Below are 14,451 nucleotides of genomic sequence, written 5' to 3' on the forward strand. Positions count from 1 at the left end.
TCGGTGGTGGTTATCCGGGTTCATCTCTGGCGGGGCAAGCCCAGTATGGCAAGGGCGGCGGGCTGCATGAAACATGACGTGACGAAACAGTGTGGAAAAGGCAAAATAATGTGTTGCAGTTCCAACAGAAAAAATGTTGTATCTCCAACGTATTTCAGAGGATGTTTGGAGCATGTTGTTGGAAGCCACACGCCTCCCAGGGCGAAAACAGGATGTTTCATTGACGCGCAGGCCAACTACGGCGTGGTTTGAGGTCGTGTGTCGAGCTTGAGGGCCCTGCATGCCGCGATGCGGTATCAGGATCTGCCGGAGACGCTGGTACGGGGCGAAGGCGTTTACCTATATGATACGGAAGGCCGGCGGTATCTGGATTTCGCGGCGGGCGCGCCGGTGGCGGGGCATGGGCACCCTGAAATTGTCTCCGCCATGGCCGCTCAGGCTGCGACGCTGAACACAGCCGCACGGTGCCTCACCGGCCTGGAAGAAGGCTATGCGGCCCGGGTGCTGAAATATTTTCCGGCGCCGCTGGAGCGGTTCATTATGACCTGCTCGGGAGGGGAGAGCGTGGATCTGGCATTGCGGGCAGCTCGGGCCGTGACCGGGCGGCGTGGGATTATCGTTACGCGGGGGGCCAGCCATGGCGGGTTGGCGGCGGTGGACATCTCTCCGGCGTTGATGGGCGAGGAATTGCCGCCTTATGTGCGGACAATTCCGGCTCCTGACCCGGCCCTGGCGGGCGGGAGGGCATTAGAGGCGTGGTTCGCGGCCCAGGTGGAAGAGGCCGCTACCGCGCTGGCAGCGGTGGGTGAGGGCGTGGCCGCGCTGGTGCTGGACAGCGCCTTTGCCACGGACGGTGTTTTTGTGGACCCGCCGGGTTTGTGGGCGGCGGCGGCCACGGCTGTGCGGAGGGGTGGCGGGCTGGTGATTGCCGATGAAACCCAGACCGGGCCGGGCCGCACCGGGGCGATGTGGGCGTTTCTCCGGCATGGGGTGGTGCCGGATATCGTGACGCTGGGGCAGGCATTGGGGAATGCCTACCCGATGGGCGGCGTGGTGATGCGCCAAGATCATTTTGCCCGCGCGGTGGAACGCGTGCCGGGGCTGGCGCATGTGGGCGGCAGCCCGGTGGCGGCGGCGGCCGGGCTCGCGATGCTGGATGTGATCCAGGCCGAGGGGCTATTGCGCAATGCCGTGCGTATAGGGGACAGCCTGCGGCGCGGGTTGGAAACGCTGGCGCGGCAATATGCGTGCATGGGCCCCATCAGGGGGGCGGGGCTGGTGCTTGGGTTTGATGTTCTGAATCAGGACAAAAAGACCCCGGACCCTGAAGGGGCGCGGCGTTTGGCCGTGGCGTTGCGCCGGAGTTTTGTTCTTACCAGCCTAGCCGGGTTAGAGGGCCAAGCTCTGCGGATTAGCCCGCCGCTCTGTGTTTCAGCCAGCCAGACCGAGCTTTTTCTGACGATTTTAGGGGCAGCTTTGGCCTCGGTTGGGTAAACTGTGTGAGTGTGGGTCCTCTTATGCGTCGCCGCGCCTCGACATATGGCTGTCACATCGCTAGTTGGTGGCGCGAATGAGCAAGGCGGGACCAGCATGATCGACGACGACAAGCCCCATGAGGAATGTGGCGTATTCGGCGCTTGGAACGTGGCGGACGCGGCGGCGATCACGGCACTCGGGCTGCATGCGCTTCAACATCGCGGCCAGGAAGCCACCGGCATAGTTACCCATGACGGGGTGCGCTTTCACTCCCACAAAGGGCTGGGGCTGGTGGGCGATAATTACGGCGATGCCAAGGTGATGGCTGGGCTGCCCGGTCCGAGGGCCATTGGCCATAACCGCTACGCCACCACGGGCGACACGGTGCTGCGTAACGTGCAGCCGCTGTTCGCGGAATTCGAGTTTGGCGGTTTTGCGGTTGGCCATAACGGCAACCTCACCAACGCGCATACGCTGCGCAAGGCACTCACCCGCCGGGGGTGCTTGTTCCAGTCCACTATGGACTCGGAAGTGTTCGTGCATCTGATCGCGATTTCACTTTATTCTAATGTGGTGGATCGGCTGATCGACGCGATCAAGCAGGTGATCGGCGCGTACTCCTTGGTCGCGCTGACCAATGAGCACTTGATTGGCGTGCGTGACCCGCTGGGCGTGCGGCCGCTGGTGCTGGGCAAGCTGAGCGGCGCGGATGGCAAGGCGGGCTGGGTGCTCTCCTCCGAAAGCTGCGGGCTGGATATCGTTGGCGCGGAGTTTGTGCGCGATGTTGAGCCGGGTGAGATCGTGCTGATTGACGATAGCGGCGTGCAGAGCATCAAGCCCTTCACTCCGCAGAAGCCGCGCTTTTGCGTGTTTGAATATATTTATTTTGCGCGGCCGGATTCCCTTATGGAAGGCAACTCCGTTTACAGCGCGCGCAAGAAGATTGGCGCGCAGCTGGCCATGGAAGCGCCCGCCGAGGCAGATGTGGTGGTGCCTGTACCTGATTCCGGCGTTCCCGCCGCTATGGGTTTCGCGGAAGCCTCTGGCATCAATTTCGAGCTGGGCATCATCCGCAACCATTATGTGGGGCGTACCTTCATCGAGCCGACCGATCAGATCCGGCATCTTGGCGTGCGGCTTAAACATTCGGCAAACCGTGCCATGATTGAGGGCAAGCGTGTCGTGCTGGTAGATGATTCCATTGTGCGTGGGACTACCAGTAAGAAAATTGTGGAGATGGTGCGCCAGGCCGGGGCGAAGGAAGTGCATATGCGCATCGCCGGACCGCCGACCACCCATTCCTGCTTCTACGGTATCGATACGCCGGAGCGCGGCAAACTGCTGGCGGCCCGCAACTCCGTTGACGAAATGGCGAAGTTGATTGGTGTAGACAGCCTTTCTTTCATTACCATCGACGGGCTTTATAAGGCGCTGGGCAAGCCAGGGCGCGATGCATTGTCCCCTGCTTTCTGCGATGCCTGCTTCACAGGCGATTACCCGATTGCGCTGACCGATAATAACGAGGCACGCGATACACAGCCCAGCCTTTTGGCTGAAATGAGCTGAAAACCGGACCCGACGGCTTTTGAAAAAACCCCGCCTAAAGCGGGGTTTTTTGTGCCCAGTGGGATTGATATGAATGCACAAAAGTAAAGCTTCGGAAATATTAAAGCTATAAACTCAAGCGCCTATGCCCCAAAATGTGTCATTTCAGCCACAGGCTCCCCGCAAAGCGAAATGCTGTGCTGTTTGAACTGGCGCTCTAGAATGGTTGGCATGTAGATTGCGAATTGGTTACCGTCGATGGCGCATGTTCAGGCGATTTTCCGTTGCTTGTGGCGCTGTCGGATTACGCTTTAGGCATCACGCGCGGAAAAATGCGCACTGAGGAGGCATAATGATTAAGATGCGTCGGCAACTTCTGGGACTGGGCTTTATGGCTGCGTCCTCTCTTATGGCTATGAATGCGGCTCACGCAATGAACGGCCCGACCGCGATTAAGATCGATGGCGGCCCACTTGGTACTCTTGAGCTTAGCGGTGGCATGGACGGTTACGGCTCCTACACCTCCGGCCTCGCGGGGCATCAGCCGGATACCGGCATGAATGTTGGCAGCGCGCTGATCAATTTGGAGAAGACTTCCGGCGTTCTGCAGTACACTATTGAAGTTGGTTCCAATGGTGGAGCGATTCCGGTGGGCACGCTGTTCAGCCGCCCGGGTCAGACCAGCATCAGCAAGTTCAAGACCGGCCCGCTTTATGCCGGTTACATCACCGTTGCGCCGACTGATTCGCCGGTGACCTTCTCCGCCGGTATGATCGGCTCCGTAGAAGGTTACGAGTCCGGCATCGACTGGAATAATGCCACCCAGATGGTCACCGATATCTGGTATGTGGAGAACAGCCAGTCCAAGGGCGTGTCCGCGACCTACAGCCAAGGCCCGCTGACCGCCACGGTTGAATTCGGCGATGGCTGGGACACCAATGTGTTCAACTTCCTGCAAGCCTCCGTTGATTACAGCTTCGACGATAATAACTCACTGTATGTGTATTATGGTGGCAATCTCGGCCGCACCACCGGCCCGAACGTGACCTCTTACGGCTCGCAGGTTGGAAGCATCACCAATCTTATCAACTCCCAGATGTTCGGCGCGTTCTATAGCTGGACTCATGGCAACCTGAACTTGGTGCCGGAAGTGCAGTATGTGTACGCCAAGCCGGACGCGAAGGCGAACATCAGCAAGTACACCTCCAACTTCGGTGCGGCTGTGTTTGCTGACTATAGCTTCGCCAACACCCCGTACTCCATCGGCGGTTGGGTGCAGTATGAAAAGTCCATCGGCAGCCAGTATGCTTGGTTCGTCACTCCGAACGATCAGGCCGTTGGCTTGGCCGTCTCCCCGACTTGGCAGTATAAGGACGTTTTTGCCCGCGTGAACGCTGGTGCGAACTACCTGCTGACCAAGACCAGCGGTGGCGGTTATGGTAACAGCGGCAATGGCAACTTTCAGTTTGTTGGCACTCTGGAAGCTGGCTTACTGTTCTAATCGAAACAATTTGCCGAAATGGAAAGGCCGGAGCAATGCTTCGGCCTTTTTGCGTTCAGGGCTGGGAAACCTGATCCAGCCAGTCCTGGAGGCTATAATAATTGGTGACGCGGGTGATTTTGTCGTTGGCGACATCAAAAAACGCGCCACCTGGCAGGATGTATTTTTGCCCGTGCGCTTCGGGCAGGCCCTCGGCGGTGGTGAGATATTGTCCATGCACCACATATTCCGAACCCGCACGGGTTCCTGTTTCGTCAGACATGACCACAATATTTTCCAGCCGCTCGCGGTAGCAGCGGTGCATTTCGGCCATGAAGGCACGGAATGCATCCTTGCCGGTTTCCGCGCCGGACTGGTTGATGTCATGCCACATATCCTCGCTCAGTAAGGCAAGCATGGCTTCCCAGTCGCCGTTATTGAAGGCGGTGTAATAGTTTTTGATCAGCGCTTCGGTTTCGCTCCGCATTATCCACTCCTTGTCCACGTGGGAGCATGGCGGCGGAGGCGGTGCGGCTCAAGCCCGGCGGCCGAAGAGTTTTTCGAGGTCCGTGCGGGTGAGTTTCAGAAATGTGGGACGCCCGTGGGAGCAGGTGGCAGCGCGTGGCGTGGCTTCCATTTCACGCAGGAGGGCGTCGATCTCCTCACGTTGCAGGCGGCGCCCGGCGCGGATGGAATGATGGCAGGCCAGCCGAGCCAAGGCGGAATCAAGCCTGGCTTCTAAAGCCAAAGGCGTGCCGGTTTCGGCGAACTCCTCCGCGAGGTCGCGCAGGAGTCCGGCGGCATTCGGGTTTTTCAGCGCGGCGGGCACGCTGCGGACCAATACTGCGCCGGGGCCGAATTCCTCGATCTCCAGGCCGAGCTTGGCGAGGGTTTCGGTTTCCGCGAGTAGGCGGGCGGCTTCCATGGGCGGGAAATCCACCACCACCGGCACCAATAGGGGCTGGGAGGCAATACGGCCTTCGGTGAACTGGGCGCGCAAACGTTCCTCGGTTAGCCGCTCATGCGCGGCGTGCTGATCTACGATGACGAGGGCGCCGTCTGAGGCCAAAGCGAGCACATAAGTGTCCAGAATTTGGGCCAGGGGGGCGCCGAGTGGATGCTCCAGTGTGGCAGGTTCTGGCGCGGGAGCGGGGGATTCAAAAACCGGCCGGGCGGCGGGCGGCGTGACGAGGGCGAGTTCGGTTTCTGCGAAGCCGCGGGCAATGCGGCTGGGGGGCGGGGGCGGCGTGTGACGCGGGCTGGAGGGCGGTGGCCGCAAAGCGAGGCTTAGTGTGGCGGTGGGGGCCGTGCCGAGGCTGACTGGCTGCGCCAGCGCCCGGTTGATGGCGCCGATGACCAGACTGCGCACGCCGTTTTGGTCAGCAAAGCGCAGTTCGGATTTGGCGGGGTGGACGTTCACATCCAGGGCTTCGTCCGGCAGGTCCAGCCGTAACGCCGCCACGGGGAAACGCCCGGTGGGAATCACGTCCCGGTAGGCAAGGCGCAGCGAGAGTTTCAGCATGGAATCCAGTACCGGGCGGCCATTCACCACAAAACTTTGCAGCCGGGCGGTGGCGCGGTTGAGGCTGGCGGGACCGATGAGACCGGAGAGGCGGACATCATCGCGCGTGGCCTCCAGCGGCAGCATGGCATTGGCGGCCTCACGTCCGAATAAGGCGGCGATGCGGGCGAGGTCGTCCTGGACGGGGAGATCGAACAGCACGCGTTCATCCGAAACCAGGCGGAAGGCGACATGCGGGGCGGACAAAGCGAGGCGCCAGACCGTGCGCTCGGCGGCTTCGGCCTCGGCGCGCGGGGCGCGGAGAAATTTGCGCCGCGCGGGGGTGGCGTAGAACAGATCTTCGGCAATGGCGCGGGTACCTTTGGTACCGGGCACGGGCCGTGCGGGGCTAATGGCGCCGCCTGCAACGTCAATCCGCCAGGCGGAGTCCTGCCCGGCCGGGCGGCTGATGAGAGTGAGCTTGGCGGCGGCCCCGATGGAGGGTAAAGCTTCGCCCCGGAAGCCGAGGGTGGAGATTTGCACTAGGGCTTCGTCTTGCAGTTTGGAGGTGGCGTGGCGTTCGATCGCCAGGGGCAGTTCCTCGGCGGGGATGCCGTGGCCGTCATCAATGATTTCGATCCGCTCGATCCCGCCGCCCGCGAGAATCACTTCAACCCGTTTGGCGCCGGCATCCAGGGCGTTTTCTATCAGCTCCTTCACCGCGGCGGCGGGGCGCTCGATCACTTCACCGGCGGCGATACGGTTGATGGTCGTTTCAGCAAGACGGCGAATAGGCATATGAATTCATATCATGCAGCTGCGAGTCCCGCCGAGAGGCATTTGGCGCTATTCTTGTCATGGTCCGGTAAAATTGCCTTGCTGTAATGCTGAATGCGGGCGTAGAACGGCTTTTAAGTCTGGTGCTGGCCTGGATTCTGCATGGGATTTAGCCAGTTCTTGTTTGCATTAAAAAGGAGAGGCTGATGTCCGTATCAGAGACGGCAGGCAAACCCAGCGGCTTGAGGCGCGACGCGCATATCATCGGATTATTATTCGCCAGTACCACCAGTATGATCGGATCTGGCTGGCTGTTCGGTGCATTTCATGCATCGCGCATCGCGGGCCCACTGAGTATCTGGAGCTGGGTTGTCGGCGCGGTGATCATCATGCTGATCGCGCTATGCTTCGCGGAGTTGGCCGCTTTGTTCCCGCGCAGCGGCGCGCTGGTGCATATGAGCCACGCCAGCCATGGCGAGGGGCTGGGCCGCATTTGGGGGTGGATGCTGTTTCTCTCTTACGTTGCGGTGCCCGCGGTGGAAGCAGAAGCGATTGTCACTTACGCCAATAACTATCTGCCTTATTTCATACAGCCTCATAGTTCCGGTCTGCTGACAGCGACCGGATTTATTGTATGCGCGCTTCTGCTGGGCGTGCTGGCGGTGCTGAACCTGTTTGCGGTGAAGACATTGCTGGCGGTGAACAATGCGATCACCTGGTGGAAGATCGCGGTGCCGGTATTGACCGTGGTGGTGCTGATTGCCGCCAGCACCCATTGGGGTGTGTGGAAGGCCGACCCCACCGGGTATCAGCTCTCCGGCGTGTTCACGGCGCTGCCTTCGGCGGGTATCGTGTTCTCTTATCTTGGTTTCCGTGCCGCGATTGATCTGGGCGGTGAAAGCGCCAATCCTGGGCGGAACATTCCGCTGGCGGTGATCGGCTCCGTGCTGCTCTCGGCGGTGATTTATATTTTGTTGCAGGTTGCGTTCCTGATGGCGCTGCAACCTGGCAATCTGGCACAAGGCTGGTCGCATCTGGACTTTACCGGCGCGGCGGGTCCCTTCGCCGGCCTGGCGGCCACGCTCGGCATTGGCTGGATGGCGACGCTGCTTTATGTCGATGCCTTTATTTCCCCAGGCGGCTGCGGGCTGATCTATGTGACCGGCGGCGCGCGTATTTTGTTCGCGGTGGGTGAGACGAATGCCGGGCCAAGCTGGCTGCGGCGGTTGAACTCAGCCCAGGTGCCGTGGGCCGCCGTGGCCGTGATGTGGGTTGTGGGGGTGGTGTTTCTGCTGCCCTTCCCGGCTTGGCAGCTCATGGTTGGCTATATCACCTCGATCACCGTGCTGACCTATGGTCTCGGGCCGATTGTGCTGATGGTGCTGCGCCGCAACCAGCCGGACCTGAAGCGCTCCTTCACGCTCTGGGGTGCGAATATCATCGCCCCCGCGGCCTTCATTTGCAGCAACTGGGTCATTTATTGGACTGGGTTTGAGACGGACAGCTTCCTGTTCATCCTGCTGCTGGTCGGCTTCCTGGCGTATGCCGGGTATTTCCACCTGGTTCTGCACAAGCCAGCATCTGAATTCGGTTGGCATTATATCGGCTGGCTGTTGCCCTGGTTCGGCGGCATGTGGGTGCTCTCGGCGCTGGGCGATGTTGGCGGTGGCTATGGCGTGCTTGGGTTCTGGCCGGGTGTTGTGCTTGTCGGGCTGTGGAGCATCTTCATCATCTGGCTCTCCTTGCGCTCGGCCCTGCCAGCGGAGGACACCGCGCAGATGATGATTGCCATGGAAAAGACCCGGTAATTTCATGGGTCGCTGACGCCTGCTTCGGGCGTTAACGGTTACAAAACCCCCTTTCGCCTGTGGCGGGAGGGGGTTTTTCGTGGGCGGGTGCTTCACGAAAAAAATATTCCTTGCAATAGTGGGGCAAGCCAAAAGAATAGGAGTGTTGCCCTTGAAAATTCTCGTATTCCAGCATGTCGCTTCGGAACATCCAGGTAATTTCCGTGAGGTGATGAAGGCAAGGGGTTGCACCATGCATGCGGTGGAGCTGGATGAAGGCGAGAGCATCCCGGATCTGGAAGGGTTTGATGTGCTGCTGGTGATGGGCGGGCCGCAGGATGTGTGGCAGACGGCGCAATTCCCCTGGCTGCTGGATGAAATGAAGGCTGTGACCGCATGGGTGCGCGCCGGGCGGCCTTATCTGGGCATGTGCCTGGGGCATCAGCTTTTGGCGCAAGGGCTGGGCGGAGAGGTTGGGCCGATGGACGTGCCCGAGGTGGGGATCAGCCAGGTGCGGGTTGAGGCGGACCCGATCTTTGCCGGATTACCGGAAAGCTGGCCGTGTATGCAGTGGCATGGGGCGGAGGTGAAGCGCTTGCCGGAACATTCAGTCTCCCTGGCTACCTCACCGGGCTGCGCGATCCAGGCGCAGCGTTGGGGGCGGTGTGCTTACGGGATGCAGTTTCACATGGAGTTGACCCACACCACCACGGCTGAATGGGCGGGGTTGCCGGAATACAAGGCGGCGCTGGAACGTGTGCGCGGACCCGGCGGGCTGGATTTGATGCAGGCGGAGGTGAATGCGCAATTCCCAGCCTTGTATCAGGCGTCTCAAAAGCTGTTTGGCAACTTCCTGGATATTGCCGTGCAAACCCTGGCGCCAGCCTGATGCGGGCGGTGCGTCTCCTGCTGGCGGGGCTGTTCTGCCTGGGGGCCGTGCCGGCGCTGGCCATGCCGATGGTAGCCAGCGCCAATGCTGTTGCCGGGCCGGATGACCCTTATGCGGTGCCACCGCAAGGCAAGCTGGCCCGGGGCGATGGCTCGGGACCTCTGGTTATTAAATACAAGAATGGCCGCGTTGTTCATGTGAAGCGCGATAAGGACGAGGAAGGCCAGCAGATCTATTTCGCGCAAATTCGCATTTCGCCGGACCGCCACAGCATCGGCTGGCTTGCCGAATATGATGCCTGCCAGCAAAACCAGCCGTGCCCGCTGGCGCTGGTGGTCTGGCATGCGGGGCGCCCGGCTGTGCGCTTTACCCCGCGCGACGGCGTGATTCAAAGCTGGCAGTTTCTGGCCGGGGGGCGGGAGATTGCGGTGCAGACCGGCGCGGTGGATGGTGCGGCACGTTACTGGCTGTTGGCCACGGCCTCGGGTGTTACCATTTCCCACTGGCAGGCGGATGCGGGCACGCCGCGCCCGCCCTGGCTGAGCTTCTTCACCCGCGCTGCCGTCCGGCCCTAGGGGTGGCGTGGTTCTTGCTTGAGTTTGGGCCTAAACTTTCAGAGCTGGAGCCGGAATGTCCCTGTATTTCTCTCATACGTCGGAAAGTGCCGCCACCTTCGCCGACAGCCTGCGCAGAAAAGGTATAGAGTATGTGCGCTTTGAGCTGCCGGATCTGGCTGGGCTCTCGCGTGGCAAGACCGTGCCGATTGACCATGTGGCGTCTTACACGCGTAATGGGTTGAATTTATATGGTGGCACCGTCACGCTGGACACATCCTCCAACCCCATTCCGGGCACAGGCTATAATGAGGATATCAATTTCGCGGACTGCCTGATGGTGCCGGACCCGGAGACGGTGAGCGATGTGCCCTGGATGGCCAAAACAGCGCGGGTAATCTGCGATACAAAATGGTATGATGGTTCGCCGCAGATGGCCGCCCCGCGTACCGTGCTGAAAGCGATGTTGGCGAAAGCCGCCGAAAGGGGATTCGGCGTGAAGATGGGTCATGAGTTCGAGTTTTATGTGGTCGATCTGGAAACCAGGCAGCCGCTTTATGCTGGCGCGCCAATTTTCGTGACCGCGGTCACGCACCGGCATCCGGTCCTTGATAAGCTGATGCGGGTGCTGAAGGACAGCGGTGTAGATATGATCACTGCCAATGGTGAGTTTGGGCCGGGGCAGTGGGAGCTGAATTTCGCGGCACTTGATGGCATCGCGGCGGCGGACCGGGCCTTTGTATTTAAGAATACTGTGAAGGAATATCTGCGTACCGAGGGGCTGCTGGCCACTTTCATGACCAAGCCTTATGCGCATCTCTCCGGCAGTTGCTCGCATTTTCATTTGTCCTTGTACGATCTGGAGACGGGCAAGAACCTGTTTCTGGATGAGGCGGACCCGGATGGGATGAGCGCCTTGATGAAAAGCTTTATCCAAGGGATTCTGGACCACGCTCCAGCCGCGCAGGCCATCTGGAACCCCACACCGAATTGCTACCGGCGGATCCGCCCGGGGACGTTCGCGCCGTCCAATGTCTCCTGGGGGGTGGAGGACCGTTCAGCCTCCGTGCGAATCAAGGCGTCGAAGGATAAGCGGCAGCATCTGGAGGTCCGGGTGCCGTCGGCTTTGTCCAACCCGTATCTCACGGCGGCGTCCACGTTGGCGGCAGGGCTACTGGGGGTGGAACAGCAGGCCGTGCTGACCCCGCAAAGGAACGGGTTGAAGGAAGCGGACAGCTCTTTCAAGAAATTGCCAACGGAAATTCATGAAGCGCTGGCGGCGTTGCGGGCAGATAATGAGTTGACTGAGATGCTGGGCGAAGCGTTCATGAAGGTTTACACCATTGTAAAAACCGCCGAAATCAACCGTCTGCGTGATGAGATCCCCGCCGCCGAGACGGCGGAGTATTTCGACCTTTACTGAGCTTCAGATGACTTCTTCAAGGCCACCAGCTTGGCTTCCTCGGCGCGCAGCAGGTCGGTGAGCAGGGCGCGGGTTTGCTCGTCAGGCGCGTTGATCAGTCGGCGGCGGAAATTCTCGATGTTGGTTTCAGCAATGAATTGTTCGATCGATTTTTCCCGCATAACTACTCCTCTTTGCGTTGTCCGGTTTGCGGTTTGTCAATGCTATACCGGTTCTGGCGGTTAGAGATGCTGAGACTAGCCACGGCGCGCACTGACAAAAGTCAGCCGTGCGCTGGGTGAGGTCTGATGAAAGATGAAATGATGGCAGGACCAGAAAGTCGTGCGATAAAGCTGGCCTCGGCATGGCTGCGTATGTCACCGGATGACGAAGCGGCGCTGATTAAGCTGGCAAAATATGTTGAGTTCAAAACCGCGAGGACACGGATTTTTGAACAAAGCGGGGTCGCCGGGTCGCTCTATTTGCTGGTCACGGGCATTGTGCAGGTCAGCCGCATGTTGCCCGATGGGGAACGCCATATCGTCGCGTTTCATTGGCCGGGCGATTTGTTCGGGCTGGAGGAAACGGGCTTTTATTTCAACACGGCTGAGACAGTTACACCCTGCACGGTTTATGAACTTCCGGTCCGCAAGGTTGATATGTTTCTGGAAGAGAATCCGCGTGTGCAGCGGCATGTGCTGGTGCATACGATCCATGAGCTGCGGGCGGCGCAACGGCAGATGATCGTGGTGGGGCGTTTGAAGACTAGCCGTGCCTTGGCGGCGTTTCTGCTGGATTGCGCGCAACATGCGCAATATTTCAACGAAGCCCAACAAATGCTGGATTTGCCGATGTCGCGTTATGATATCGCGGATTATCTCGGCGCCGCACCGGAATCGGTGACGCGGGCTTTCTCCCGACTGGAAAATGAGGGGCTGATCCGTCGGGTGACGCCGCGCCTGTTGCGGCTTGATCTGCCAGGGCTGCGCGCCTTGGCCAATATGGATTAAACCCGCCAGATTTTTAAATGCGCCTTGCCATGAGTGCGCTCGGCCAAGGGGGCGGGGATCTCCAGCGTGTCGTTTGGCCCCAACTCGGCGACGATGATGGCGCCGGGGGCAAGCCAGCCTTTGGCGGCCAAGGCGTCCAGGGCAGGGGCCAGCAGGGCTTGGCCGTAAGGCGGGTCCAGAAACACTAGATCATGCGGCGTGCCGGTGGACGGGTGTAGCGCATCGGCGGCGATGAGCCGGGCGTTCTCGGGCTTCAGGGCGGCGATGTTGGCTTTCAGCGCGGACAGAGCGGCCGGGGCGTGCTCGATAAAACTGGCCGAGACGGCGCCGCGAGACAGAGCTTCCAGCCCATAGGCGCCGGTGCCCGCAAACACGTCCAGCACGTTTGCGGCCTGTAGATCGCACCAGGGGGCGTGGGCGAGAATATCGAACACCGCCTGGCGGGCGCGGATATTGGTGGGGCGTGTGTCATGCCCTTGCGGCGCCAGCAGCTTGCGTCCCTTCCAGCGCCCGGCGATAAGTTTTGGGCCTGTCATTTGGATAGGCCCGGCACTTGCTCACGCAGAATTTTGCCCGGCACCTCCTCAATGCCAGCACGCGGTAGGTTGCCAAGCTGGAACGGGCCATACGCCACGCGGATCAGGCGGGTAACCGGGAGTTCCAGCGCCTGCATCACGCGGCGGATCTCGCGGTTCTTGCCTTCACGCAGGCTCATGGAAAGCCAGGTGTTGGAGCGTTGCACGGAATCAATCGCGGCTTCGATGGGGCCATATTTCACGCGCTCCACCACCATGCCTTCCGCGAGGCGCCTAATTTTTTCCTGAGAGACGCCGCCATGCACGCGTACCCGGTAACGGCGCAGCCAGCCTGTGTCCGGCAGTTCCAGACGACGGGAGAGTTCGCCGTCATTGGTGAGCAGCAGTAGCCCTTCGGAGGTTAGGTCCAGCCGCCCGATGGAGATGACGCGGGGCATTCCTGGCGGCAAGGAGTCGAAAACGGTGGGGCGGCCTTCGGGGTCTTTGTGTGTGGTCACGAGACCGTCGGGCTTATGATAGCGGAACAGGCGGGTGCGTTCCGGCTCGTTCACCGGCTTGCCGTCGACCACCACCAGATCGCCTTTTTTCACGAACATGGCGGGATGGGTCGCGGCCTCGTTGTTCATCCGCACGCGCCCGGCCTCGATCATAGCTTCCGCGTCACGACGGGAAGCTACACCGGCACGGGAGAGGAATTTGGCGATGCGCTCGCCGCGCTCTGCGGTCTCCTCAGTCATGGCAGGCGGCCAGGAAGGCGCGGTAAAGGGCGGCGTCGCCCGCATCCACGAGATATTCCGGGTGCCATTGCACGCCGATGCAGAATTTTTGTGCCGGGTCCTCCAGCCCTTCAATCACCCCGTCCGGGGCGATGGCGTTCACCACCCCGCGCCCGGCGGATTTCACCGCCTGATGATGGGAGGTGTTGACCTGCATCACCGGCCCCGTAACGCCGAACAGCTGGGTGCCAACCAGAATCTCTACCTTGTGACCAGGCTCATAATGGCTGGTTTTCTGCTCATGCTCCAACGCGCCGGGGATGGCGTCCGGGATGTGCTGGTGCAGCGTGCCACCCAGCGCCACGGCAAGAAGCTGCTGCCCGCCGCAAATGCCCAGAACCGGCATGTTCCGCGCCATGGCGCCGCGCAGAAGGGCGAGTTCCGCCACGGTGCGGTCGGATTTCAGGGCCACGGTGTCGTGGGTTTCGATGTCGCCATACAAAGTGGGGTCCACATCGAACGCGCCGCCGGTAACAATCAACCCGTCCAGCCGGTCCAGATAATCCTCGGCGTGGTCAGGATCGTGCGGCAGGGCCACGGCCAGCCCGCCAAAGGCGGTCACGGCTTCAGTGTAATTCTGGCGCAGCGCGTACCAGGGATATTTGGACCAGCCGCCGGCGGGTTCCGCATCCAGTGTCAGGCCGATCAAGGGGCGTTTTTTCATGGCTCCAACTAGACCTTTCCGGAGGGTTGAGGCAATTGCTGCGGTCATGACCTC

The 14,451-nt window shown here is 60.7% G+C and carries 14 protein-coding genes; 8 read left to right on the forward strand and 6 right to left on the reverse strand.

All coding sequences use genetic code 11. The features are described 5' to 3' along the window. Nucleotides 1–258: 258 nt before the first annotated feature. From BUB54_RS06565 to BUB54_RS06575, 3 genes are all read left to right on the forward strand, one after another. Nucleotides 259–1,494: an aspartate aminotransferase family protein gene (locus tag BUB54_RS06565; protein WP_139284818.1), complete on the forward strand. Its 1,236-nt coding sequence runs from the start codon at nt 259–261 to the stop codon at nt 1,492–1,494. Nucleotides 1,495–1,590: 96 nt separating this feature from the next. Next, a complete protein-coding gene (gene purF / locus BUB54_RS06570) occupies nt 1,591–3,042 on the forward strand; it encodes an amidophosphoribosyltransferase (protein WP_139284819.1) in 1,452 nt (483 codons plus the stop codon). Nucleotides 3,043–3,373: 331 nt separating this feature from the next. Further along, the gene (locus BUB54_RS06575; RefSeq protein ID WP_048879676.1) at nt 3,374–4,522 is read left to right on the forward strand and encodes a porin family protein; all 1,149 of its coding nucleotides are present in this window, start codon (nt 3,374–3,376) and stop codon (nt 4,520–4,522) included. Nucleotides 4,523–4,577: 55 nt separating this feature from the next. Here BUB54_RS06575 and BUB54_RS06580 read toward each other — a convergent pair whose 3' ends face one another. Together BUB54_RS06580 and mutL are read right to left on the reverse strand one after the other, a co-directional pair. Next, nucleotides 4,578–4,988, reverse strand: coding sequence for a ketosteroid isomerase-related protein (locus tag BUB54_RS06580; RefSeq protein ID WP_048879675.1), 411 nt, complete (start codon nt 4,986–4,988; stop codon nt 4,578–4,580). 48 nt (nt 4,989–5,036) lie between these two features. Further along, the gene (gene mutL, locus BUB54_RS06585) at nt 5,037–6,800 is read right to left on the reverse strand and encodes a DNA mismatch repair endonuclease MutL (RefSeq protein ID WP_048879674.1); all 1,764 of its coding nucleotides are present in this window, start codon (nt 6,798–6,800) and stop codon (nt 5,037–5,039) included. A 185-nt stretch (nt 6,801–6,985) separates the two neighbouring features. Here mutL and BUB54_RS06590 point away from each other — a divergent pair, with 185 nt between their 5' ends. The 4 genes from BUB54_RS06590 to BUB54_RS06605 all read left to right on the forward strand — a co-directional run bounded on the left by BUB54_RS06590 (nt 6,986) and on the right by BUB54_RS06605 (nt 11,432). Further along, a complete protein-coding gene (locus BUB54_RS06590) occupies nt 6,986–8,587 on the forward strand; it encodes an APC family permease (protein ID WP_048879673.1) in 1,602 nt (533 codons plus the stop codon). Between the two features lie 151 nt (nt 8,588–8,738). Then, nucleotides 8,739–9,455: a type 1 glutamine amidotransferase gene (locus tag BUB54_RS06595; RefSeq protein WP_048879672.1), complete on the forward strand. Its 717-nt coding sequence runs from the start codon at nt 8,739–8,741 to the stop codon at nt 9,453–9,455. Then, nucleotides 9,455–10,030: a hypothetical protein gene (locus BUB54_RS06600; RefSeq protein WP_048879671.1), complete on the forward strand. Its 576-nt coding sequence runs from the start codon at nt 9,455–9,457 to the stop codon at nt 10,028–10,030. Before BUB54_RS06595 ends, BUB54_RS06600 begins: the two co-directional genes overlap by 1 nt. 55 nt (nt 10,031–10,085) lie before the next feature. Continuing rightward, entirely contained in the window at nt 10,086–11,432 is a 1,347-nt protein-coding gene (locus tag BUB54_RS06605) for a glutamine synthetase family protein (protein ID WP_048879670.1), read from the forward strand. On the opposite strand, the gene BUB54_RS20715 is transcribed toward BUB54_RS06605, so the two are convergent. Continuing rightward, nucleotides 11,426–11,593 (reverse strand): hypothetical protein, encoded by a 168-nt coding sequence (locus BUB54_RS20715; protein WP_158320133.1) that lies wholly within the window; start codon nt 11,591–11,593, stop codon nt 11,426–11,428. The two genes, BUB54_RS06605 and BUB54_RS20715, sit on opposite strands and share 7 nt — an antisense overlap. A gap of 126 nt (nt 11,594–11,719) precedes the next feature. Between BUB54_RS20715 and BUB54_RS06610 the strand changes: the two genes are divergently transcribed. After that, a complete protein-coding gene (locus BUB54_RS06610; protein WP_048879669.1) occupies nt 11,720–12,421 on the forward strand; it encodes a Crp/Fnr family transcriptional regulator in 702 nt (233 codons plus the stop codon). On the opposite strand, the gene rsmD is transcribed toward BUB54_RS06610, so the two are convergent. The 3 genes from rsmD to BUB54_RS06625 are packed head-to-tail and all read right to left on the reverse strand — an operon-like array spanning nt 12,418 to nt 14,397. Next, complete coding sequence (rsmD, locus tag BUB54_RS06615) at nt 12,418–12,957, reverse strand: 16S rRNA (guanine(966)-N(2))-methyltransferase RsmD (protein ID WP_048879668.1); 540 nt, start codon at nt 12,955–12,957, stop codon at nt 12,418–12,420. The two genes, BUB54_RS06610 and rsmD, sit on opposite strands and share 4 nt — an antisense overlap. Further along, nucleotides 12,954–13,694: a pseudouridine synthase gene (locus tag BUB54_RS06620; RefSeq protein WP_048879667.1), complete on the reverse strand. Its 741-nt coding sequence runs from the start codon at nt 13,692–13,694 to the stop codon at nt 12,954–12,956. The genes rsmD and BUB54_RS06620 overlap by 4 nt, the downstream gene beginning before the upstream one ends. Beyond that, a complete protein-coding gene (locus BUB54_RS06625; RefSeq protein ID WP_048879666.1) occupies nt 13,687–14,397 on the reverse strand; it encodes a gamma-glutamyl-gamma-aminobutyrate hydrolase family protein in 711 nt (236 codons plus the stop codon). The genes BUB54_RS06620 and BUB54_RS06625 overlap by 8 nt, the downstream gene beginning before the upstream one ends. Nucleotides 14,398–14,451 lie beyond the last annotated feature (54 nt).

Source organism: Acidocella aminolytica 101 = DSM 11237, from assembly GCF_900129125.1.
In the GTDB taxonomy this organism is placed as follows: domain Bacteria; phylum Pseudomonadota; class Alphaproteobacteria; order Acetobacterales; family Acetobacteraceae; genus Acidocella; species Acidocella aminolytica.

What these genes read in the sequence shown, in the direction of transcription:
- rsmD (WP_048879668.1), bottom strand. Translation starts at nt 12,957, where the DNA reads ATGACAGGCCCAAAACTTATCGCCGGGCGCTGGAAGGGACGCAAGCTG.
- purF (WP_139284819.1), top strand. Translation starts at nt 1,591, where the DNA reads ATGATCGACGACGACAAGCCCCATGAGGAATGTGGCGTATTCGGCGCT.
- BUB54_RS06575 (WP_048879676.1), top strand. Translation starts at nt 3,374, where the DNA reads ATGATTAAGATGCGTCGGCAACTTCTGGGACTGGGCTTTATGGCTGCG.
- BUB54_RS06620 (WP_048879667.1), bottom strand. Translation starts at nt 13,694, where the DNA reads ATGACTGAGGAGACCGCAGAGCGCGGCGAGCGCATCGCCAAATTCCTC.
- BUB54_RS06580 (WP_048879675.1), bottom strand. Translation starts at nt 4,988, where the DNA reads ATGCGGAGCGAAACCGAAGCGCTGATCAAAAACTATTACACCGCCTTC.
- BUB54_RS06590 (WP_048879673.1), top strand. Translation starts at nt 6,986, where the DNA reads ATGTCCGTATCAGAGACGGCAGGCAAACCCAGCGGCTTGAGGCGCGAC.
- BUB54_RS06610 (WP_048879669.1), top strand. Translation starts at nt 11,720, where the DNA reads ATGAAAGATGAAATGATGGCAGGACCAGAAAGTCGTGCGATAAAGCTG.
- BUB54_RS06600 (WP_048879671.1), top strand. Translation starts at nt 9,455, where the DNA reads ATGCGGGCGGTGCGTCTCCTGCTGGCGGGGCTGTTCTGCCTGGGGGCC.
- BUB54_RS06625 (WP_048879666.1), bottom strand. Translation starts at nt 14,397, where the DNA reads ATGAAAAAACGCCCCTTGATCGGCCTGACACTGGATGCGGAACCCGCC.
- BUB54_RS20715 (WP_158320133.1), bottom strand. Translation starts at nt 11,593, where the DNA reads ATGCGGGAAAAATCGATCGAACAATTCATTGCTGAAACCAACATCGAG.
- mutL (WP_048879674.1), bottom strand. Translation starts at nt 6,800, where the DNA reads ATGCCTATTCGCCGTCTTGCTGAAACGACCATCAACCGTATCGCCGCC.
- BUB54_RS06605 (WP_048879670.1), top strand. Translation starts at nt 10,086, where the DNA reads ATGTCCCTGTATTTCTCTCATACGTCGGAAAGTGCCGCCACCTTCGCC.